Genomic DNA, 20,031 nt, shown 5'->3' with positions numbered 1-20,031 from the left:
GGGGGCAATGAGGTGTCGCGTGGAATAACGACCGGCCGTTTTATCCCATCTTTCCAATATAGGCCTCAGGGGCAAAGTCCCAGAGTAATATAGGTACTCGCTTCGCTCGTCCTTACGCGGGGCAAGCCCCGCGGTATTTACCTATATTAGCTCCTCGGCTCGGAAATGTGTGAGATTTGTTTTGTGCGTTAGCACAAAACAAATCTCACACATTTCACTCGCTCTATGTCGCTAATAAACACGGTGGTCGCCTTTTTCTCTTGTGAATTTACATCCAACGAAGAGCAGAAATTTTTCAAATTCTTTCCAGTGAATCGTTCCAATACGTGGCATGTTTAAGCAAAACTAGGCATGCGCACACCGACAAATTTTGAGGATACAACCTGCGGAGGACTCCAGTTTCTTTGTGCTTTTTTCCAACCTAATTCAGACAACACATCATTCGCAGTGCCAGCTTGTATTATTTCCTCAAGAAATAAGTTTGCCAATTCTGCAAACTTTTTTTGAACGTCTTTTTCGGATTTCCCCGAAGTGGATATATCAAGCGCGGGAGTATAAGCAACAAAACGTCGCCCTTGCTTTGTAATCATAACTGGTAAATTAAAAGAGAGATTATTTTTATTCATACGAATACATTATATCAAATTTATATAAAAAACAATTGAGTTGACCCCCGTAGAATACATTCTAGAACGCGATAAGGATCGCGCCCCCCACCATAAGAAGAGCGCCTGCGGCGGACTTCCAGCCAATGCCTTCGGAAAGAAATATTGCGGCAAGAAGGACGACAAACACGATACTCAATTTATCAATGGCCACCACGCCGGTAGCGTCGCCCTTTTGCAATGCGAAAAAGTAGAAGAGCCACGAAAGCGCGCCGGAAATACCCGCAAGGGTTATCAAAAGCCATTCCTTTTGATTCAGTGATGCCAGAGAAAATCCGTCAAATTTTTTCAAGAATAAGCTGACCACCACAAGGAATGATGCCATGATAATTCCGCGAATGGTCGTCGCGAGAATAGAATCAAGGTCTTTAAGGCCGAGCTTCGCAAAAATCGCGACAAGCGCGGCGGTCAATGCGGAAAGAAGTGCGTAAAAAAGCCACATGTGTAGCGGGCTTAATTGATTAGTGGGCGCGGATAGCGCTGAATTTCACCATGACCGGCGCGTCGTTTTCTATTAAGGGGAGATCTTTTGTGTGATCAAATTGGCCATCGCCATCATCAGTATGGACCATAGCGTAGTATGTTCCCCCTTCAACGGTATTGCGCTGGAGTTCCACTTCCCCCGCGGAAACACCCGCCTCAAAGCGCTGCGCTCCCAAAATATTGCCCGGAGCGCCATCACGATCCTCATGGATCACGATCCATCCTTGCGCGCTCATTATTGCAGAATCAATAAGCACTTTAAGCCCCTCCGGCTGGTCTTGTGCGGAGAGCACGTATGTACCGAAAGATTCTTTATTCGTATCAAGCAAAGCACCTTCATTTAAAGATTCATCCATCACGTCTCCTTCTTTTTGCACCCCTTTGTCTTGTTTTACGAAACTCTTCACGGCAGCGGAATTATCCCACATGGAATACAAGCCGAATCCCGCCAGAACTCCAATAAGGAACGTAGAGATAAGGTTGTTTCTTGAGTAATATTTGTTATTCGGCATAAATCGTAATAATATATAGTTGCTAATGACACCGCCATTCTACCACATGAAAACCTTACGACAACCTTGACAGAGAGACGAATTCCTGACGTTTATTGCCTAGCGAGTGAGCGGAATGAAAAAATCTTTTTTTCATTCCCGAGCGAGAGACGGCAACAAAGGGTTTAATACCCCGCCCCTTGGGGCGGGAAAGAGTGAGCGAAGTGAACACAAAATGGGTAGAGGCGCTGCCCTGCGGTTTAATACCCTTTATTCTATGCGATAATACCTCCTCCCAAGCACTGATCATCATCGTACAACACTAAGGATTGTCCCGGTGCGACATTTTGCGGCACAGCAAACACCACTTGCGTCTCATTCCCCAAAGGGAGCATCTCACATGCTTGCAATACTTGTCTGTATCTGGTCCTCGCTTGATAGTTTTTTCCTTTTTGAGGTGTCGCGTAATTCCAGTTGACGTCTTTCAAGATAACTTCCCTTTTCGCAAAACCTTCCTCTATCTGCTGATTGGCCACGGTGATCGTGTTCGCCCGAATATCTTTTCCAATGACATAGTATGGGAGTTCGTGCGCGCTTTTTTTAGCGATCATAAACCCATGTCTCTGTCCGATCGTATAAAACCACGCCCCCTCGTGGCGACCGATAACAGTCCCTTTTGTATCAATAGCATCGCCCGGTTTCTCGTCAATATAGTGCTTCAAAAAATCTTTCATTTCCACTTTGCCGATAAAACAAAGTCCTTGGCTGTCTTTTTTTTGCGCCGTGGGGAGCCCAAATTTTTCCGCCATCTCTCTTACTTCCGATTTTTTATATCCCCCGATCGGAAATAGCGTCTGCGCCAATTGCTTTTCTGTCAGTGTCCAAAGAAAATAGGATTGGTCTTTATTCTCATCAACCCCTTTAAGCAAGAGATGCTCTGGCGCCTCCTTTTTTTCTCCGCTTCCCTCTCCCATTCGTTTGATGCGCGCATAGTGTCCCATGGCAATAAGATCCGCCCCCATTGCAAGCGCCTTGTCCAAAAAAGCGCCAAACTTTATATTCTTATTGCACATGACATCGGGGTTCGGCACCCTTCCTTCTTTGTATTCACCAATCATGTAGTCTACAACTTCTTTTTTATATTCTTTTTCAAAATCAAATGTGTAAAATGGAATGTCCAAGTGGGCGGCAACGCGCATCGCGTCTCTCTGTTCCTCTCGCCATGTGCATGGCAAAAACGGCGGCTGCCATACCTTGATGAACACCCCTGTGACATCAAACTCTTCTTTTTGGAGGAGCGCCGCCGCTACCGAAGAGTCCACTCCTCCCGAGAGACCGACGAAAACTTTTGTTTTTTTCTTTGTATTTTTGCTCGTAGGCGACATGTTACGTAACTCTAGCATCGTTGACATGAACTTTCAAATTTGATATAAAAAGTCAGATTAAATGAAAATTTTTACTGTTCACGCCGCAAAGGAGGTTGTCCCGCATGGCATCAGTCAGGTTAGAAGTGCACAAAGAAGTTACTCTATTGCCCGTGAATGTAAAAACAAAAGAAGTATTATTCCCCATAAGACTTGAAAAGCTCTCATTGGGTGTCCATGAAGCACAGATAATAGATATCAGGCATTCCGGAAACACAGACCCCTGGTTCGTCATTCAGACAGAAAATGGGCACTTCGGGTGCATCCAACATGTTGTTGAAAAGTGGCAAGAGATAGAATTTGTGACCATACGTCACAAAGACCCTACGCGTTCATAAGTCGCCGATACAGCTCATACGTCGCTCTCGCATCCGAGAGGGCCGTATGAGCTTTTTTGTTTTCAATGCCGTAATATTCACAGAGCGATCGGAGAGAAAATTTTTGTACTTCAGGCACGTCGTAGAGTTTTGCAAACGCGATCGGGATAGTGTCCAATTTGTGGTAATGCATCATGTTTTTTACGCCCGTTTCCTCAAACGCTTTTTCAAGAAACATCCAGTCAAACGCGACATTGTGCGCAACAATGTTTGCCTCTTTGGTCTTCTCGGCCACTATTTGCATCGCGGCAGAAAGGGAGAGAGCATCCTTCCAATCATCCTCACGATAGCCGTTGATCTCAAGACTTACCGGATCCGCCGTTTCAAAATGTTCGGGTTTTACTTTTATTTCAAATTCTTCAATGACCTGGAGAGATGCTCCGCCCTTTTCTCCGGGTTCTCTCTGGATTTGCCGCGCGACAATGCAGCCGATCTCAATAATTTCATGTCGTTTAAGTTCCAGACCTGTGGTCTCCAAATCAATGAATGCCAAGTTGCGTTCTTTCATGGTATTTTAACTGTTCGTAGGGACTCTCTGATAAAAATCAGTTAAGGAATAAGCTCTTGTTTCTCTTATGTTCTTCAAATGTCGCCGAGTAATGAATGGTGCTCTTTTTATCGGAAAGATAGAAAAGATACGAAGATTTTTCCGGTTCCAACGCGGCAAGAATTGATTCCAACCCCGGATTTGCGATAGGTCCCGCAGGCAATCCGGGGTTTTTGTACGTATTATATGGGGAATCTAATGCCAGATCGTCCAAGGTGAGCTCAAAAGTACTTTTGTTGATCGCATAGGCAAACGGCGCGTCAACCTGAAGCGGCATGCCGATATCAATGCGCTTCCAAAGTATACCTGAAACGAGTCTTTTATCGCTGGGAGTAATCGCTTCTTTTTCAATGATGGAAGCCATGGTAATTACTTCTCGGGGAGTCTTCCCTGATGCTTCCAATGTGTCACGGAGTATTGCCGTTTTTTGAGAAAAGTTGTCTTTCATGTCGCGTATGATATTGGCCGGTTTAATGTTCGGCAGGAAAAAATAGGTATCGGGGAATAGGTACCCTTCCTCATCTTTCGCCAATCTGATAAATTCCGCCTCATTAAATGACGGCAGTGATCCACTGAGCTTCCTTGCAATATCAGTAACGGTAAACCCCTCCGGAATGGTAACGCGCACAGGATCAAGTCCGAATTCTCCGCGGGTAACATGTGTCGCCATTTGCCATGAATCAAAAGGGATCTCAAAAAAGTAATCGCCGGAAAGCGAGCCCCTGTCCCCGGCAAGTATAATAACAAAAGACTTGAACAAAAATGGTGAGCGTATCACTCCTTTTTCCACGAACAATTTTGCAATTTCATCCAGTGTCTCCCCTTTTTCAATGGAGATAAGACCGCCTACGGGAAAGTTCCGAGGTGGCGTAAAAAGCGCGTGATACGAGATCACGAACAGTACGAACAGGGATATTGCCGCCGTGGAGACCACGCGAACGTGCCTCGGGTGATCGCTTTTGAAATACGCGTCAATTGCCTTCCGTATCTCCGTTTGTAATTTTTCTTTATATGTTCTTATCCTCATAAAAAATCAAAAAGTCGCGTTTGTGGAACACTTCTGCCGATCATCCTACCGGAAGATTTGCGGGAGGTTCTACTTTTTTGGATTCAATACGTTCAAATGTTGGGGTTTCCGCTACGCTGCCCGGGAAATGGAAAATGGTGGCAAGCTCCTCGGAGTTGAGCACAAAGGACTTTCTCTTATACGGAGGATGAAAGTAACTGCGGCGCACATATGCATTGAATAGTGTCGCCTTTTTTTCGCTCAAGCGCATACCCCGAAAATCTTCCCACGGAAAGTCAAACCCCGTTACGTTTGACGGTTTGAACCCATTGAGTTCATTTGAGTTGTATTGCTTGAACGCCCCGAGCATGCCGGGAATGTTGGTAGCATCAAAGGTGTCTCCTTTTGCCAGATAGATTCCCCTGATACCGCAATCAAATCCGGGCTTTGCTATACTGCGTTCTATGGCGGCAATTTCTTCCTGCTGGCCTTTCGTAAGTGTCCGATCAAATGCAAACGTCTGTCCGGGTTTCGGTTCTTGTTTGCTGTACTCTTTGCGAAGTTTCTCTACGAGTTCCTCCCCGTCTTTTTTCCAATCCGCCGCTTTGCCAAATAACCCGCCTGCCTTCTTGTTATCCTTCTTGGTGGCGCGCACCAAAATTTGTATCCACATCTGATTTCCTTTGCCGATAGAACCGAGCATTTCCAGCATGGGGGTCATCGGATCTATTTTGAATTCCTCTTTGGGGTCTTTATCAAGTCCATAATCAACGTAGGTTTTGATTGGATATGGATCTTCTTTTGTAAGCGCAAATTCAAGTCCCCACAACGACCAGAGGGACTCCTCTTGTCCGTACGGCACGTGTGATGTGTAATCCGCAACTTCAAAGATCTCTATGGTGGGATATTGGGCGTATATATTATTTTGCACGACACTTCTGAAAAAAGGCCGCGTCAGCAAGAAAAAACGCACTTTCCCTTCAATGGAAACCAATTCCAGAGAGAACCACACTCTGCTCTTCCCGAGAATATATTTGGCATACCAATTACTCTCTCCACTGGTCTGATGAAGCGCGGAGAGCACCACCTCCATGGCAAGCGGCGACTTGAAAGTATCCCGGGGAATCTTTATCTCAAGTACTACCCATTTTTGTTGGGCAAGATGATTTGCGCGAACATAATATACCCATGTCCGCGCCGCGATTACGCCGAGTACGAGTGGTACCCAAATGGGTGCCGTGTCATAAGAAGCGAGAACCACGCTTCCTAATGCACGAGAGAAGAAATCTATGATCAATTCCATACTATATGTCTTATCATACACGAAAGATCACATTTTCGGAACTCAAAATCGCCACAGACAAAGAGTATATGGCGACGGAAAGGAAACTTACACCAATGTATAAGATCCGTCCTTGTTCTTTTTGAAATACTTAACGTCTTGAAGATTAACAACAATGGTATTCGGCTTTACGTAGCGTTCTTTGAGTACCTTATCTACGATATCCTGTTTGGGGAGCGGGCCGTTCTTTTTGAGAATGTCGGCAATGACATCGCGAACGATACCGCTGGAATATCCCCATGAAGAAAGGGCGTACAAACCTCGCCCTACAAGTACAAAACGAGGGTCCTTGATAAGTTCATTGTGACAGGTTGCCACGTGAGCTTTTTTCCCAAAGGATTTTTCAATTTCTTTTGCCACCTCGGTAAAATGCATTGGGTTGCCATGGCGCCTGATAACCAGAAAGGCGTAATCACGCATACCGCGCGCTTTGATGTTTGGCGACTCCGCAATACCCCATTCCCCCAGTGGATTTTTCTGCACCTTTTTAGAAATGGAAAGCCATCGCTTTGCGATTTCTTCGTTCTTATATTCTTCGGAGACATCTTTCAGGTATCCCAAAAATCGTGAAATTATTTCGCTTTCGGAGATGAGATCTTCATCTGAGAGACCCTCATGCAGACGTTGTAATGATTGATGCACCTTTTGCGCCACAGTGTTGTCCACAACCCATCGGTGCTTGAATTGCTCATCCTCTTTTTGGCGCTGGAAGGTATCCCCCAAAACAAGAAAAAGGTGTACGTGGTTTTGCGTGTTCGGGTCTTTGGTGACATGAGACAACAGATCATCCTCGGCAACCACCCCACCGAGTGAAATAACAACATTCTTCAATTCTTCAAATGCGGGAGTTTCTTTTTGATACGTGTCGGATTTCCGGATCGTATTGAGCGCGAAATTTTCAATTTGTCGCACCCGTTCACGGGTAATACCGTAGGTTTGCCCGATCGCTTCAAGTGTGGATCTTTCTCCATCAGAAAGGCCGTAACGCTGAACTAATATATCCCTGGTTCTCTCCGGCAATACGGAAAGGAGTCTGTTGGAAACCTGCTTTGGTTTGAATGTGATTACCGTCATAATAGTGGTTGTCGCAATGCTCTCAATGGAATTGTCTAATACAATATACTATATTTAGCATGATGTCAAATCGGAGTCAACCGAGCACCACTTTTACTAAGTCCTCCATTGGGTATCTGCAGAAATAATAATTACATTATTTGTTTCAAGAGTAAAGGTGGTGCTCGGTCAAGTCTTGGCACCCGATCCGCCTCTTTTTCAGACCACAATGCTCACTAATTTATTTTTTACATAGATAAATTTCTTGATCTCTTTGCCTTCGGTCCATTTGCGGACACTTTCAAGAGAAGTCGCGCGTACTTTTACCTGCTCTTCGTCCAGGTCAGCGGATATCTCAAATGTGTCGCGCACTTTCCCGTTTATTTGAACGGCAATAACAAACGTTTCGTCTCTTATCTTCTTCTTGTCGTATGTTGGCCATTCTTCCAAATGAATTGATCCGGTATGCTCGAGCATTTCCCATAATTCCTCCGTAATGTGTGGCGCGAAAGGGGCGAGGAGCTTCAGTAAGATTTTGAAATTTTCCCTATCGATCGTTCCCTGTTTTTCAAAAGTATTTACACAAATCATCATCTGCGAGATCGCCGTGTTGAACCCGAATGTTTCAATGTCGTCTGACACTTTTTTTATCGTTTTGTGCAGTGTCGCTTCTACCGTACTATCTTCTGTTTTTGACGCTTCCTCTTGCACTTTTAACTGCAATCTCCACACTTTCTCCAAAAATCTTCTTATGCCGATAATGTTATCCGTTTTCCACGGTTTTGCATCTTCAAGCGATCCCATAAACATTTCATACATACGGACTGAATCCGCGCCGAAAGTTTCTACGACGTCATCCGGATTTACCACATTGCCAAAACTTTTACTCATTTTTCTTCCATCAGTGGCAAGTATCATTCCTTGGTGTCGGAGGGTTGCGAAAGGTTCTGTGAATGATATATATCCGAGTTTATGAAGTACTTTTGTAAAAAAACGCGCATAGAGCAAGTGAAGTACCGTGTGCTCGGCACCGCCTACGTACATATCAACAGGAAGAAAGCGTTTCAGCGCTTCCTTTGAAGCAAAAGCATTACTGTTGTGCGGGTCGGCGAAGCGGAAATAATACCAGCTGGAACATACGAACGTGTCTAAGGTGTCCACTTCGGGTGTCCATCCTTTTCCGAATATTTTTTCCGTGCGGTCTTTGAGTTCTTTGGATTGCGAGAGTGGCGATACGCCCGTCGGTTTAAATTCCACATCTGTAGGCAACTGCCACGGCAGGTGTTCCTCGGGAATTCCATGCGGTGTACCCTGTGGGTCATAGACGACAGGAATAGGTGCTCCCCAATACCTTTGTCGTGAAATGAGCCAGTCGCGAAGTTTGTATGTCGTTTTCATTTTCCCGCCCACAAATTCCGTGATTGCCTTTTTTGCATCAACACTGCCCACTCCGTTGAACGTCCCCGAATTAATCAGAGTTCCGCTCCCCATATACGCCCCCTTACTTAGGTCACCACCTTGAATTACTTCTTTAACGGTAATGTTAAATTTTTTCGCGAATTCAAAATCGCGCTCATCGTGCGCAGGCACGGCCATGATCGCCCCAGTGCCATAGTGCGCCAGTACGTAGTCGGCGATAAAAATAGGGACTTCCTCGCTATTCGCCGGATTGATCGCTTTGATTCCTTTTAAGGGAACTCCCGTTTTCCCCGCCTTGCCGGTAGGCAGGTCTTTCCCCTCCGCCATGCGCTCAAGCTCGGTTTTTTTCTTCACATCCTCAATATATTTTTCCACTTCTTCCCAATTTGTGATTTGTTCTTTGAAATGTGTTATTTCCTCGTGCTCCGGCGCAAGCACGAGGTATGTTGCGCCAAAAAGCGTGTCAGCGCGCGTAGTGAATACTTGTATCGTATGCTTCGTATCTTTAATTTTGAATCCGATCTCCGATCCTTCCGACTTCCCTATCCAATTTCTCTGATTGATTATCGTTGATTGCGGCCAATTCACCGTATCAAGACCGTTTATCAAATCTTCCGTGAAATCGGTGATCTTAAAAAACCACTGCTCCAGATCTTTTTGGATCACTTGATTTTTACAACGCTCGCACAGACCGTTCTCTACCTGTTCGTTTGCCAGAACCGTTTTGCACGAATCACACCAATTCACGTGCGCTCGTGCTTTGTATGCGAGGTTATTTTTATATAAAAGCAGGAAAAACCACTGTGTCCATTTATAATATTCCGGCGTGTGCGTTCCTATTTCTCGCGTCCAATCATATGAAAGACCGAGTGATTTTATTTGCTTGCGAAAGTTGTTAATCGCCGTATCGGTCGTTTCGCGCGGATGGGTACCGGTTTTAATAGCATAGTTTTCCGCAGGCAATCCGAATGCATCCCACCCCATTGGTTGCAACACATCAAAACCCCCCATCCTTTTATATCGGCTATATATGTCCGTCGCCGTATATCCTAGAACGTGCCCTACATGCAAACCATCTCCCGAAGGATAGGGAAACATGCCCAGCACGTATTGTTTCGGTTTACGAGAATCTTCACCGGCGTGATATAAACCGCCCTCCTCCCATTTCTTTTGCCATTTTTTTTCTATCTTTTTGTGGTCGTAAGACTTCATCTCTTTACTATAACAAACAAAAAGCCCTCGTTAAAGGGCTTTTTGTTTGTCCCGTGGAAAGCAGTTTTCTCGCAAAATCACCTGCTCGCCGGAATATTTTTTTCCGTCACGCTCCGCGGAGGATACAGCTCCGGATCAATAGTACGGTCAAAACATACTCTCCCCACTCCATGTTGCCAATTTTCATTGAGCCCGTTTTTATACGGATACGCCTGCGGGGTAGTGTATTCTTGTAAGCTTACGCCTGTCGGTGTTTCTCTGGTGAATGTTGCGCACAATTGGAATGAGAGTTCCCCTGTCAGCACGTATTCGTAGGAAGCGTCAGTTGCCGGATCCATAGGAAGGACAAAGCCGCTTATCGGATCCTTGAGATCGTCAAGTGTTACCGGCAATTTTTCTTTGCTTTGCCAATAATAAACAACTTGATATTGAATGCTTTGAAGGTCAGTCACGCGATCCGCGTCAAAGCGCTTTTCTCTCTGTGTGTAAGGCGACCCCATCACTAAAAATCCGATTGCAATCGCAAGAATAGCGAAAGCACCGGCGCCATATGCGGAGAGTCTTCGTATTTTCGCTCCCTCGCCTTGATCGTGTTTAATGTCGTAGAGATAGTAGCCGAATACCGCCACAAGGACAACAACGATAGAAAGGACTTTCAGAGCAAACGCAATGGTGATTTCTTCCCCCGCGAAGAATTTTTGTAGAAGCACGATAAGATCAACTGCGATAACTACTCCCGCGAGAAAAAGCGTGAGATAGATAAGCCACTTGCGCACCGAAAGCTCGCGTTTTTCAGGGGAAGATCTCTCTACACCGGAAATGACACGCATAAAAAGAACGTATAGCGGGAACGCGACGATAAGCATCGACATCGCCAAGGAGACGCCGCTCGCGTAAGGGTCCGTGTATCCAAACGGCTGAGGATAGAGCTGGTTAATAATCTCAAACAGGAGCGTAAGAACGCTTATGATGCTTATATACAGCGCCACAATCGCGCCCAAATGAAGAAAGAAGTCCTTCGGTGTCGTTCTAGGTTTTTGCGTAATTGCTGGTTCCATAGATAAAGAGGTACTTATAGTTAATGGTTACAGTATATAACTCCCTAAAGAAGATTCAAGGGTGACTATTGACAAATCCATTTATATTTGTCATTCTATAATTAGATTAATTATCATTCCTTGAAAGGAGGTTGGGCGAATGAGAAACTTTGTGGCGGTTTTTGTCTGTGGAATTGTTCTCCTCTCGACCGGTTGTAAGGAGATCAAGCGAGAATTTTCGGACACTTTACACGAAGATGCGGTGATCATCGAGACGGTCTACACTCCATCTCGACACAACGCCGAACTCGGTCTCACTCTCATTAAGACTGGGCCGGGGCCGATAGGTATGGACTTCGGCGGTAACTTTGGTATCGTACTCGGTGGCGGTCTTCAGATCAGTAGCGTAACGGTGCCCGAAAAATTCGCAATTGTTTTTAAGTGCCAGCACGGTCAATTCATCATCACCCGGAAGGAAACCTACGAAAAACTTAAGAACCACAAGGGCAAGACGGTGGATGTGGCTTATCGCGAGGTCTACCGAACAACGTACGACACAAAGGACGGTGAAAAACAAGTCATTGAACGTGTATTAGTAGATTACAACTTTCTCACCGCCACGCTCAAGTAATGATTGACATACATTACATAATGATGTATGCTTTAAGTGGTAGTTCTCTATAGCGAAGATAACACTAAAAAGGAGAAGGCGGCCATGAAGTATCGTTTTCGTTTGGGATGGAAGGTTTTTTGCCAAACTGTGTCTTGCAAAAAGTGGCGGACACGTAACGAAGATCCGATGAGGGAAATGTACAACTATCGATAATTACGCTCCTGCTTTATCCAAATCCCCGTGTGAAGACACGGGGATTTTTCTTTGCACACACCCCATTGGACGTCGGACGTCCAATGGGGGTTCAATGGTGCTAGATCTTGAATTCCACCACGTCTCCGTCTTTCACTACGTATTCTTTTCCTTCGGTGCGAAGTAGTCCTTGCTCGCGGGCTTTCCCCATTGACCCGGCAGAAAGAAGATCTTGCCAATTGATCACTTCGGCGCGGATAAATTTATCGCGAAAATCGGTGTGTATCGCCATACCCGCCACTGGCGCCGCGGAGTCTTTTTTGATGGTCCAGCCTCTCGTCTCATCTTCCCCGGTCGTAAAATAGGTGATCAGTCCGAGCAACTCATAGCTTCCGCGTATGAGCATATCAATGCCGTCACTGCCTTCCTCTGCGCCAAGTTCTTTTCTGAACACCGCGCGATCTTCTCCTTCAATACCCGAGAGCTCATGTTCAATGCCGGCATCAACCACCACGTACTGAGCGCCAATTTCCTTAAAAAGCGCTAAAAGTTTTTGATATCGTTCATCATTCGTCTCATCCAAATTTTTTCCTCCGGACTTTTTGTTCAAAATATAAAGGATCGGTTTCATGGTGAGAAGATGCATACTCTGAATAGCCTCCTTCTCTTTTTCCCCCAAAGAAACCGAATTGGCAAGCTTCCCTTCCTCCAGCGTTTTTTCAACTTTTTTGAGCACCTCTTTCTCCAGAGCAGCCGCTTTATCGCCGCGCTTTACGTCTCGTTCAATATTACCAAGACGCTTCCCGAGTGTTTGCATATCGGCGAGAATAAGCTCAAGATTGATGATCTCTATGTCACGAGACGGGTCTATTTCTCCCTCCACGTGCGTCACATTGGAATCTTCAAAGATACGCACCACTTCGGCGATCGCGTCCACTTCTCTGATGTTTGAAAGGAATTGGTTGCCAAGTCCTTCGCCTTCCGCGGCCCCTTTCACAAGCCCAGCGATATCCACAAACTCAATCGCCGCGGGGATTGTTTTCGCCGACTTTGAAAATTCCGAAAGTTTAGCCAATCGCTCATCCGGCACAGCGACAACACCGACCGACGGATCAATGGTGCAAAACGGATAATTCTCCGCGGGAACCGCTTTTTGGGTAAGCGCGTTGAAGAGGGTTGATTTCCCGACATTCGGTAATCCTACAATTCCAATAGAAAGCGACATGAGGCAAAATATACTATAAAAGAGCAGATCCCGCCAGAGGTGGGATGTACTTAATTGTTATCCTGTCAATAATCATAAACCTACTTAATAAAACTTAGTAACATATTGTATATTTCGTTTCTGAATTGGATACTTTCGGATGCATTTCCCCACAGATCATGGGGGGCATCTTTTAATGAAAGGGTTTTAAAATCCTTGTCTTCTCCCTTGATCGTTCTATACCTTTCAATAATTTGCTCCGGTATCACTTCGTCATTCTCTGATTCTATAAGCAAAGTTGGTTTATCATATTCCCTCAACCAGTCAAATGAGAGTGAGTCTTCCCGGTTGCTTCCCCTTTTTATTTCTTCCGTAAACTGTTCTCCAAAGGGTATACCATGAGCTTTCAAAGGGTAAGCGGCTGGTGCGTGGAGAATCAACTTTTTAAATATGCCTGGTCTCTTTGCAGTCAAACCAAGAGCTATGTAACCACCCATACTTACTCCGTAGAGTATGTAGTGTTCAGCGCAGATATGATTTTTCATCCAATCTGCCACGAAAGCTCCTTCCTCAACCCTTGACTCAAGGGAACTTCTTTTAAGCAAATCACCAGAACCATTCACTCCTGAGTAATCAAAACTCACAGAGCTAATGCCGAGAGACTTTAAGTTCTCCTGCCATTCGTAGTAACGCTCTTTGCCTAACTTAGTGACACCGCCTGAAAGAAATAATATACACAGTTTAAATTGACCAGAATTCACTATATGTATATTGAGTGTTTTTGACCCGCATTTGATACGATCTTCCATTTTTGTTAAAAAGACGACATAATATTTTACTTATTTTTAAGGTCTACAAGATAAGATGATAAAAAGGTCTCAATAGCACTAACTGTATCGTCTTTGAGTTTGGCATTACTTTCCGCAACCCAGCGGGCAAAATTATACAATTCTTGGTTATCTACTTTAAGCCACTTTTTATTTTGAAATAAAAAATAAAATAATGTTGTCATGGCGATACGTTTATTGCCATTCTGAAATGGGTGATTTTTTACCATGAGATAAAAAAGGATGGAAGCTTTCTTCAAAAGTCCGGGGTATAATTGTTTACCGCCAAAAGATTGAAATGGAGTTTCAATACATCTTTCTAATGAGTTCGTGTATCGCGTGCTAAAATCAGGAATTGGTTCTGACCATGTCATTGTTTCTTTTGCCAAACTATGAGCAACATACTCAATATCAATGATTGTAAGTCTTTTAAATTTCATATTCATTCTTTACCGAGAAGGCGTAGTGTTTCTCCGTACTCTTTCACAACTTTTTCTACTGCCTTTTTTATCTCCTCTTTTTTTTCATCAGTTAAAACAGGAGAACTTACATCACTAACCAATTCACTAACGTGTTCCATGGAAATAGCATAAGAACGACCAATCTTTTCAGCGGGAATTTGGCCTTTTTTGATTTTCTTAAAAACAGCAACACGACTAATACCTAGCATTTCCGCAAGCTCTGCAACAGAGATATATATTGCTTTTTTACCTGTATTTTCCATGAATTTGCTTGTTAACCTAAGTAAATAATAAGGTTAACAATTGTTAACTGATAAGTCAAGAGGGTTAACAACATACACCACAAAAGAGCAAATCCCGGCACGGGGGGCTCTATTTACATAGAGTGTCTTTGTTATTGTGCTTTTTTACCGAACTCGTATGTCTTTTTCTTGAGGGCATCCCGTTTCTTGTCGCTCATATTTTTCACAGGACCGATCTCTGTGAGTCGCACCGAGAAACCGGCAAATTTCAAAATATTTCTCTCAATCTCATTGCTGTTGTCTCCATAAAGAATCCACATCAAAAATGGATTTCTGTTCATGGTGATAAAGACACGCGCGCTTCTGCCTTTCAGGAGCCTATCCCACCCCCACGAATTCTTGTGGAACTTGAAAGCAAAGCCCGGAAGAAACATCCGATCAAACATGCCTTTGAGTATCGCAGGCATGGTACCCCACCAATTGGGATAAAAAAGAGCAACGTGATCAGCCCACTTCATCTCTTCTTGTACGCGTATGAGGTCAGGCTCAAGCTCCTGGATCTCTTTGTATCCTTTGTGTAATAGTGGATCAAATTTGAGATCACCAATATTTATTCTTTTGACTTCGTGACCTGCATCCTTCGCGCCCTGTTCATAGCTGTCCGCAAGGAAACCCGAAAGTGTCTCGCTGTCCTCTTGTCCTAAAAATACCAACACCTTCTTTTTTTCCATACCTTTCTTCTGTTACTTATTCTAGTTAATGACTTATCTTAAACTCATACAGGAAAAAGAGCAAGATAGAAAGTGAAGAAAGTACGAGGACGCCAAAGAGTACCAGGAGAGACTTGTGCACGCGCTCTTCGGTCGGATGTTTTACGATAAATCCGTGCACAAAAGCGACTGCCAAGAAGATTAGAACCGACAAGACGCCTTTCCCAACCCAATGATGGTAAAACGTCCCTGCGAGCCAATCTTTAAACGGTTTATATAATTCCCCGCCGATCGTTGCCCCGGCAATAAATGCGCTCGCAACAATAGCTCCGGCGATAAATGAATTGACGATTTTTAATTTTTTGTCCATATGTATTAGATTATCTCACTGCGCCTGATATCAGCATTCCCCCAAGCGTAATGGCGATACCCGCGATAACAATGAATCCTACAACGTACGCAAGCGCTTTTCTGATCCCTTGATTGAGAAGTGCGGTCTCTTTCAAAAGTGCCAACGAGAGGAAAACAAGCGTCGCAAGGATCGGCAAAAACAAGAAGATATGTTCTTTTGCTTCCATCACCACAAGGTGCGCCCACGGATATTCACCCGCCTTGATAATGGGCTTCACCGCTCCTCCATAATACTCCACGTAATAATATCCGCCCGTGAGCCACGAAGCGATGAAAGAAAGAAAGCCAAGCAGGGATGCCCAGAACAAAAAGGCAAGTTTCGGAACTTTTTTTAAAAGCCCCATCCACACAGCGTAGAACGCCCCGATACCGATGAGGCCTAAAATGATGTGCGCGACAAGCATGTATCCAAGAAATGTGCTCATATTTAAAATTTAATACCCAGAGATCTTCTGATAATGCTCAAGGCAACGGCGACGACCGCGACAGAAACGACGTACCACCCCATTATCTCAAGATATGAAATCGGCATGATTGCTGAACGTAGGGGGAGAATGAGCATTGCCGCGTACCATGAGGCAAAAGAAAGCGCGCTGCCGAGCCAAAGCGGAATATGCCGTGCTTGCAAAAGGATGGCGTTAATAAGGATCACTACCACAATACTCAGTTTCGACCACAAAAGCGGACTATACAAGCGTTCTTCCAGACCGGTGAAACGATACAAAATAAGAAATCCGAAACCGGAAAGTATCAAAAGGAAGAGCCCCACCCGCACGACGCGGTAAGTTACTTGCATGAAACTGCTTTCAACGGGATCAATTTCCCCGTCTCGCACCGCTTTGAGAAGAAAAATTTCCGCAAATGTCGCCCCGCCGACACCAAGAGCGGCGCCAATGAGGTGAACAACTATTAAAAAAGTGTGCCACTCCATGATTAAATGCTATCACATTATGTTGCGCAGTTCCTCTTGGTGGTTGTGTATAACCTCCATCGTCGCGGACATCTGGTCCTTCCCTTCCTTCATCTTTGCCTGTATCTCCAGACCGATGCTTTGAAACAGATCGGGGTTCTCTTCGACTGCTTTCAGTATCTTCTCCTGCTGGTCTTCCGGCACATTTTTAAGCTGGGACTTCATCATTTTTTTCATTAAAAATTTCTTCAGCATATTCCCAATATTATAAAGGGCATTAAACCGCAAGGCAAGCCCCGTAGTGAAAAATGGCATAGCACCTTTCGGTGCCGCTAAAGCTCCAAGCTCATGTTGTTAAGGGTAGCACTTGGCAACAAAAGTGAGCAAAAAAAAGACGGTCCTTTTGAAGGACCGTCTTCGGTTTTGACTTCCGCGTTCACTTACCGGCTAACGATTACTTTCACAATGGAATCTCACCACCACACGGTTTGGCAAATGCCGCCGATTCTTTTTTGTTATGATTACCTGCCGCGACACATGCCCAGATGATGCAGATCGGCCAAGTAATGAACAGTCCGAAACCGAGTGTAAAGATGCCGACCACGATGGAAATTACCAGCATGATGAGGGCACCCGACACCGTTGAGTAAAACATACCCAGGGGACCGAAGAAAAAGGAGAGCAGAAATGCCACCATGACATTCTTACTTGACCCCTGCATAACAACAACCTTTTGTACGTTACCATTAGGATTGTTCATCGTTATGAATCTCCGTGTAGTTTTGGTTGAAGGAACATTCACTTTTGGCCGCATGGCAAAAGATGAAATCGGCCCAGAGAAGGTCGATGCATGCATAATACACTATCTTTATATTAATGTCAAGTGTTGGTCGGGTGAATATTGACAGACGGCATATCCATAGGTATCATTTTATTTAGGAAACACACAGGGAGATTACCATGCTCCAGGCGCAAAAACATCATATTGTGTTGCGATTGGTATCAACCAACCCGGAAGATACCCCATCAATAGTCGATCAGTCAGTCTTTATAAAAAGATGTGTTTGTGCCATCCACTCGCCTGCACATAATTGTGTTTGCCACCTGATCGGCAAATGGCTCCGGGTGATCGACACACGCAGATCTTCTGACGGTACGATGAACTATCGGATTGTAACCAAAACAAAGCTCTTTTATGTACAACGAGAAGAATTTTGGACCCATCGTCAGTACAACACCTTATGGGAATGGGGGCGTTACAACAGAGGATGTGTGCAAAAAATTCTGGAAAAATTCTTTCAACGCGCGTCAGTTCCTCCCTCTTTGTGATACATATATTGTGAAAGCCGAGCTTCTCGCTCGGCTTTTTGTTTTGCCAAGGGTTACCCTGCAGTCTTTGTTAACGCTAACGCGAAGAGGTCGCGATGACGTCCTTTGCCGCTTCCCAAAAGCGAGGATCGTCAAATTCTTCTTTCATTATATACCACCATTCAACACCCCATAAATAGACATCGGGAAATCCCACTTCGCGCGCATACTCTATGTTGTCAAGAAACTGCGGAAGATTCATTGATGGCGAGTTTCCGTCAAGACTTTTTGAAACGCCTTGATAAAATTCCGGATTCCACGGCTCTGCCTGTAATTCCACGTTGATAATCCGCTTGTTGTTACCGAAAAACAAATGAACAATGTTCGCCTTCAGCCAGAAAAATTTTGGGGGCAAATGATAATCAATGAACCCAAGGTATGGACTGAACAGATCGCTCCACACGATGCGATACATGGTCGTTCCAAATACATCTCCCCTTTTAGCGGCAGGAACCCACGTAGAAAGCTCCCCGCTGTCAGTCACTAAAATAGGGCGTTCCGGATCAAGAAAACGCACAATTTTAATTTCTTCATCAAGTTGATCGCCATCCGGTGCGGGACAGTCCCCGAAAAACGGCAGGAACGGCTCGTTCTCCACCTGCCACATAACAACGCTCTTCCTCTGCTTATACCTTTCAACAACAGCAACAATCACGTCTTTGACTTCTTCTTTTTGCTCTGCGAGCGGCAAGCTTTTTGCCCAAAGCGGAATATGGCATTCCGGCCACCGCGGCACCCGCATGCCTACGACAAGCGTAAGCTCCACTCCTCGTTTTTCCGCTTCATCAACAAGAAAATCATATATTTCAAAATTAAATTCCTCTTCGTTTTTCTCAATATCATTCCAGTAAAACGGCAAGCGTATCATCGGCGGTTTCAATTCATCGAGTATGGCAATATATGCTTTACGCCAATCAATCTCCAGATATTGCCCAAATTGATGAGAAAACGTTACACCCCAACGTTCTACGCCGGTCGCGCTCGCGGGCCTTTTCAACGAAAATGCTAGTACGGCGACAACAAGTATGAGCACGAGCACCGAAATGATTGTGAGTCGTTTAAAACGCATTATTGATAATAGTTAACGGGTGATAACGTCCCCCATAGATCAGTCAATGATAGTCCGGACAATAATAGTATTCCCAAGAAAATAAGGGTGATGGCGGTGGTCTTTTGCAGTAAAATCAAAAAGGTTGTCTCTTCTTGCAGTATGGAAGGGCGGAATCTTGAGATAATAAACACAAGCACCAAGAGAAATATATACTTCACCCCCTCAAGAGCGTTCACTAGCGTAACGTTTCCGATGGCAATCGCGTAATTAAGCATCAAAAATGCAAATCCGGCCAGCGTCTTGTTTGCGACAAACAATCCGCCCATTTTTGCGCCCACTTTTTTTGTTGTATTAAAAATAAGTTTTCTGTTGCTTGGTATCAAGAGCAACAGAAATGCGGCGAGGAAACTTCCGATGCGTGTCCATATAAATCCGGAAATGAATTCTTGATTATCAAAGACAAATCGCGCGGAAATAAAAAAGAGCGCGAAAAAGAGCGCCGCGAGAATCGCGAGTTCCGTACTGCGCGCGCATTCGTGTTTGTTCAGTTGAAAAATACTGCACGTGCGGTTGCGGCGTGCGGAAATAACCACTGTCCCTAAGACGAGAAGAGCGAGCGCGTAATACTCATTTCCCCTGAGACTATCCCCAAATACGACCGCGGACAAAATAAGAATAAAAATTGGCGTAACGCCGCCAACAATGGAAACCATACGCGACGCTTCATCCGCCTTCAGAGCGGCAAAGAACGAAATAAGAGCCAAAAGAAACACGATACCGACAAAAAGCGCCGCGCCGAATTGCACCCATCCGGGCCACATGAAGCCGAATGGCGTAAGGATTATCGTAAAGATGCTGAACACGCCAACATAAAATGCGTACACCACGGGATGCGGAATGGATCGTCCCAACAAATACTTATCAACAACGGAATTGAGAGCCGTGAGAAAGTACGCGACAATGGCAATATATACCCAACTGATCAT

The 20,031-nt window shown here is 44.8% G+C and carries 25 protein-coding genes; 3 read left to right on the top strand and 22 right to left on the bottom strand.

Annotation, left to right across the window (positions count from 1 at the left end; genetic code table 11):
* Window positions 1-335 precede the first annotated feature (335 nt).
* From AAB523_00545 to mnmA, 4 genes are all read right to left on the bottom strand, one after another.
* Window positions 336-626: a hypothetical protein gene (locus AAB523_00545; GenBank protein ID MEK7555757.1), complete on the bottom strand. Its 291-nt coding sequence runs from the start codon at window positions 624-626 to the stop codon at window positions 336-338.
* A 61-nt stretch (window positions 627-687) separates the two neighbouring features.
* A complete protein-coding gene (locus AAB523_00540; GenBank protein MEK7555756.1) occupies window positions 688-1,107 on the bottom strand; it encodes an EamA family transporter in 420 nt (139 codons plus the stop codon).
* Window positions 1,108-1,126: 19 nt separating this feature from the next.
* Window positions 1,127-1,660: a hypothetical protein gene (locus AAB523_00535; GenBank protein MEK7555755.1), complete on the bottom strand. Its 534-nt coding sequence runs from the start codon at window positions 1,658-1,660 to the stop codon at window positions 1,127-1,129.
* Between the two features lie 254 nt (window positions 1,661-1,914).
* Window positions 1,915-3,024 (bottom strand): tRNA 2-thiouridine(34) synthase MnmA, encoded by a 1,110-nt coding sequence (mnmA, locus tag AAB523_00530; GenBank protein MEK7555754.1) that lies wholly within the window; start codon window positions 3,022-3,024, stop codon window positions 1,915-1,917.
* Window positions 3,025-3,128: 104 nt separating this feature from the next.
* Between mnmA and AAB523_00525 the strand changes: the two genes are divergently transcribed.
* The gene (locus AAB523_00525; protein ID MEK7555753.1) at window positions 3,129-3,401 is read left to right on the top strand and encodes a hypothetical protein; all 273 of its coding nucleotides are present in this window, start codon (window positions 3,129-3,131) and stop codon (window positions 3,399-3,401) included.
* On the opposite strand, the gene AAB523_00520 is transcribed toward AAB523_00525, so the two are convergent.
* From AAB523_00520 to AAB523_00495, 6 genes are all read right to left on the bottom strand, one after another.
* Window positions 3,388-3,948 (bottom strand): 3'-5' exonuclease, encoded by a 561-nt coding sequence (locus tag AAB523_00520; protein ID MEK7555752.1) that lies wholly within the window; start codon window positions 3,946-3,948, stop codon window positions 3,388-3,390. The two genes, AAB523_00525 and AAB523_00520, sit on opposite strands and share 14 nt — an antisense overlap.
* A gap of 37 nt (window positions 3,949-3,985) precedes the next feature.
* Window positions 3,986-5,014 (bottom strand): endolytic transglycosylase MltG, encoded by a 1,029-nt coding sequence (gene mltG, locus AAB523_00515; GenBank protein ID MEK7555751.1) that lies wholly within the window; start codon window positions 5,012-5,014, stop codon window positions 3,986-3,988.
* Window positions 5,015-5,054: 40 nt separating this feature from the next.
* Entirely contained in the window at window positions 5,055-6,296 is a 1,242-nt protein-coding gene (locus tag AAB523_00510) for a hypothetical protein (protein MEK7555750.1), read from the bottom strand.
* Between the two features lie 87 nt (window positions 6,297-6,383).
* On the bottom strand, window positions 6,384-7,409 hold the full coding sequence (locus AAB523_00505) for a sigma factor-like helix-turn-helix DNA-binding protein (protein MEK7555749.1): 1,026 nt from the start codon (window positions 7,407-7,409) through the stop codon (window positions 6,384-6,386).
* 198 nt (window positions 7,410-7,607) lie between these two features.
* Complete coding sequence (gene leuS, locus AAB523_00500) at window positions 7,608-10,019, bottom strand: leucine--tRNA ligase (GenBank protein ID MEK7555748.1); 2,412 nt, start codon at window positions 10,017-10,019, stop codon at window positions 7,608-7,610.
* Window positions 10,020-10,096: 77 nt separating this feature from the next.
* A complete protein-coding gene (locus tag AAB523_00495; GenBank protein ID MEK7555747.1) occupies window positions 10,097-11,077 on the bottom strand; it encodes a DUF5671 domain-containing protein in 981 nt (326 codons plus the stop codon).
* 139 nt (window positions 11,078-11,216) lie between these two features.
* On the opposite strand from AAB523_00495, the gene AAB523_00490 reads away from it, so the two are divergent.
* A complete protein-coding gene (locus tag AAB523_00490; GenBank protein ID MEK7555746.1) occupies window positions 11,217-11,687 on the top strand; it encodes a hypothetical protein in 471 nt (156 codons plus the stop codon).
* A 295-nt stretch (window positions 11,688-11,982) separates the two neighbouring features.
* Here the strand turns inward: AAB523_00490 and ychF are convergent, their stop codons facing one another.
* The 10 genes from ychF to AAB523_00440 form a co-directional block, all read right to left on the bottom strand.
* Window positions 11,983-13,086: a redox-regulated ATPase YchF gene (gene ychF, locus AAB523_00485; protein ID MEK7555745.1), complete on the bottom strand. Its 1,104-nt coding sequence runs from the start codon at window positions 13,084-13,086 to the stop codon at window positions 11,983-11,985.
* Between the two features lie 80 nt (window positions 13,087-13,166).
* Window positions 13,167-13,874, bottom strand: a complete 708-nt coding sequence (locus AAB523_00480; GenBank protein MEK7555744.1) for an alpha/beta fold hydrolase — start codon at window positions 13,872-13,874, stop codon at window positions 13,167-13,169.
* A 26-nt stretch (window positions 13,875-13,900) separates the two neighbouring features.
* Entirely contained in the window at window positions 13,901-14,332 is a 432-nt protein-coding gene (locus AAB523_00475) for a type II toxin-antitoxin system death-on-curing family toxin (GenBank protein ID MEK7555743.1), read from the bottom strand.
* A gap of 2 nt (window positions 14,333-14,334) precedes the next feature.
* Window positions 14,335-14,616, bottom strand: a complete 282-nt coding sequence (locus AAB523_00470) for a helix-turn-helix domain-containing protein (protein MEK7555742.1) — start codon at window positions 14,614-14,616, stop codon at window positions 14,335-14,337.
* Between the two features lie 131 nt (window positions 14,617-14,747).
* Window positions 14,748-15,326, bottom strand: a complete 579-nt coding sequence (locus tag AAB523_00465) for an NAD(P)H-dependent oxidoreductase (protein ID MEK7555741.1) — start codon at window positions 15,324-15,326, stop codon at window positions 14,748-14,750.
* 25 nt (window positions 15,327-15,351) lie between these two features.
* A complete protein-coding gene (locus AAB523_00460) occupies window positions 15,352-15,675 on the bottom strand; it encodes a hypothetical protein (protein MEK7555740.1) in 324 nt (107 codons plus the stop codon).
* Between the two features lie 10 nt (window positions 15,676-15,685).
* Window positions 15,686-16,141, bottom strand: coding sequence for a hypothetical protein (locus AAB523_00455; GenBank protein ID MEK7555739.1), 456 nt, complete (start codon window positions 16,139-16,141; stop codon window positions 15,686-15,688).
* A gap of 2 nt (window positions 16,142-16,143) precedes the next feature.
* Window positions 16,144-16,647 carry a hypothetical protein gene (locus tag AAB523_00450; protein ID MEK7555738.1) on the bottom strand — a complete coding sequence of 168 codons (504 nt, stop codon included), beginning with the start codon at window positions 16,645-16,647 and terminating at the stop codon, window positions 16,144-16,146.
* A 12-nt stretch (window positions 16,648-16,659) separates the two neighbouring features.
* The gene (locus AAB523_00445) at window positions 16,660-16,941 is read right to left on the bottom strand and encodes a hypothetical protein (protein ID MEK7555737.1); all 282 of its coding nucleotides are present in this window, start codon (window positions 16,939-16,941) and stop codon (window positions 16,660-16,662) included.
* Window positions 16,942-17,086: 145 nt separating this feature from the next.
* Entirely contained in the window at window positions 17,087-17,386 is a 300-nt protein-coding gene (locus AAB523_00440) for a hypothetical protein (protein ID MEK7555736.1), read from the bottom strand.
* Window positions 17,387-17,586: 200 nt separating this feature from the next.
* Between AAB523_00440 and AAB523_00435 the strand changes: the two genes are divergently transcribed.
* Entirely contained in the window at window positions 17,587-17,955 is a 369-nt protein-coding gene (locus AAB523_00435) for a hypothetical protein (protein ID MEK7555735.1), read from the top strand.
* A 76-nt stretch (window positions 17,956-18,031) separates the two neighbouring features.
* Here AAB523_00435 and AAB523_00430 read toward each other — a convergent pair whose 3' ends face one another.
* The gene (locus tag AAB523_00430; GenBank protein MEK7555734.1) at window positions 18,032-19,063 is read right to left on the bottom strand and encodes a cellulase family glycosylhydrolase; all 1,032 of its coding nucleotides are present in this window, start codon (window positions 19,061-19,063) and stop codon (window positions 18,032-18,034) included.
* Window positions 19,063-20,031: a hypothetical protein gene (locus AAB523_00425; GenBank protein MEK7555733.1), complete on the bottom strand. Its 969-nt coding sequence runs from the start codon at window positions 20,029-20,031 to the stop codon at window positions 19,063-19,065. Before AAB523_00425 ends, AAB523_00430 begins: the two co-directional genes overlap by 1 nt.

The sequence above is a fragment of the Patescibacteria group bacterium genome (assembly GCA_038063375.1).
Taxonomy (GTDB): Bacteria; Patescibacteriota; Minisyncoccia; order Phycocordibacterales; family JANLHH01; genus JANLHH01.
Note: the sequence above shows the minus strand (reverse complement) of the source record. Positions and strands in the feature narration are given on the sequence as shown.

Bases quoted from the DNA above. Each gene is read 5' to 3' on its own strand.
- AAB523_00545 (MEK7555757.1), bottom strand. From the start codon at position 626: ATGAATAAAAATAATCTCTCTTTTAATTTACCAGTTATGATTACAAAG.
- AAB523_00540 (MEK7555756.1), bottom strand. From the start codon at position 1,107: ATGTGGCTTTTTTACGCACTTCTTTCCGCATTGACCGCCGCGCTTGTC.
- AAB523_00535 (MEK7555755.1), bottom strand. From the start codon at position 1,660: ATGCCGAATAACAAATATTACTCAAGAAACAACCTTATCTCTACGTTC.
- mnmA (MEK7555754.1), bottom strand. From the start codon at position 3,024: ATGTCGCCTACGAGCAAAAATACAAAGAAAAAAACAAAAGTTTTCGTC.
- AAB523_00525 (MEK7555753.1), top strand. From the start codon at position 3,129: ATGGCATCAGTCAGGTTAGAAGTGCACAAAGAAGTTACTCTATTGCCC.
- AAB523_00520 (MEK7555752.1), bottom strand. From the start codon at position 3,948: ATGAAAGAACGCAACTTGGCATTCATTGATTTGGAGACCACAGGTCTG.
- mltG (MEK7555751.1), bottom strand. From the start codon at position 5,014: ATGAGGATAAGAACATATAAAGAAAAATTACAAACGGAGATACGGAAG.
- AAB523_00510 (MEK7555750.1), bottom strand. From the start codon at position 6,296: ATGGAATTGATCATAGATTTCTTCTCTCGTGCATTAGGAAGCGTGGTT.
- AAB523_00505 (MEK7555749.1), bottom strand. From the start codon at position 7,409: ATGACGGTAATCACATTCAAACCAAAGCAGGTTTCCAACAGACTCCTT.
- leuS (MEK7555748.1), bottom strand. From the start codon at position 10,019: ATGAAGTCTTACGACCACAAAAAGATAGAAAAAAAATGGCAAAAGAAA.
- AAB523_00495 (MEK7555747.1), bottom strand. From the start codon at position 11,077: ATGGAACCAGCAATTACGCAAAAACCTAGAACGACACCGAAGGACTTC.
- AAB523_00490 (MEK7555746.1), top strand. From the start codon at position 11,217: ATGAGAAACTTTGTGGCGGTTTTTGTCTGTGGAATTGTTCTCCTCTCG.
- ychF (MEK7555745.1), bottom strand. From the start codon at position 13,086: ATGTCGCTTTCTATTGGAATTGTAGGATTACCGAATGTCGGGAAATCA.
- AAB523_00480 (MEK7555744.1), bottom strand. From the start codon at position 13,874: ATGGAAGATCGTATCAAATGCGGGTCAAAAACACTCAATATACATATA.
- AAB523_00475 (MEK7555743.1), bottom strand. From the start codon at position 14,332: ATGAAATTTAAAAGACTTACAATCATTGATATTGAGTATGTTGCTCAT.
- AAB523_00470 (MEK7555742.1), bottom strand. From the start codon at position 14,616: ATGGAAAATACAGGTAAAAAAGCAATATATATCTCTGTTGCAGAGCTT.
- AAB523_00465 (MEK7555741.1), bottom strand. From the start codon at position 15,326: ATGGAAAAAAAGAAGGTGTTGGTATTTTTAGGACAAGAGGACAGCGAG.
- AAB523_00460 (MEK7555740.1), bottom strand. From the start codon at position 15,675: ATGGACAAAAAATTAAAAATCGTCAATTCATTTATCGCCGGAGCTATT.
- AAB523_00455 (MEK7555739.1), bottom strand. From the start codon at position 16,141: ATGAGCACATTTCTTGGATACATGCTTGTCGCGCACATCATTTTAGGC.
- AAB523_00450 (MEK7555738.1), bottom strand. From the start codon at position 16,647: ATGGAGTGGCACACTTTTTTAATAGTTGTTCACCTCATTGGCGCCGCT.
- AAB523_00445 (MEK7555737.1), bottom strand. From the start codon at position 16,941: ATGCCATTTTTCACTACGGGGCTTGCCTTGCGGTTTAATGCCCTTTAT.
- AAB523_00440 (MEK7555736.1), bottom strand. From the start codon at position 17,386: ATGAACAATCCTAATGGTAACGTACAAAAGGTTGTTGTTATGCAGGGG.
- AAB523_00435 (MEK7555735.1), top strand. From the start codon at position 17,587: ATGCTCCAGGCGCAAAAACATCATATTGTGTTGCGATTGGTATCAACC.
- AAB523_00430 (MEK7555734.1), bottom strand. From the start codon at position 19,063: ATGCGTTTTAAACGACTCACAATCATTTCGGTGCTCGTGCTCATACTT.
- AAB523_00425 (MEK7555733.1), bottom strand. From the start codon at position 20,031: ATGATCAGTTGGGTATATATTGCCATTGTCGCGTACTTTCTCACGGCT.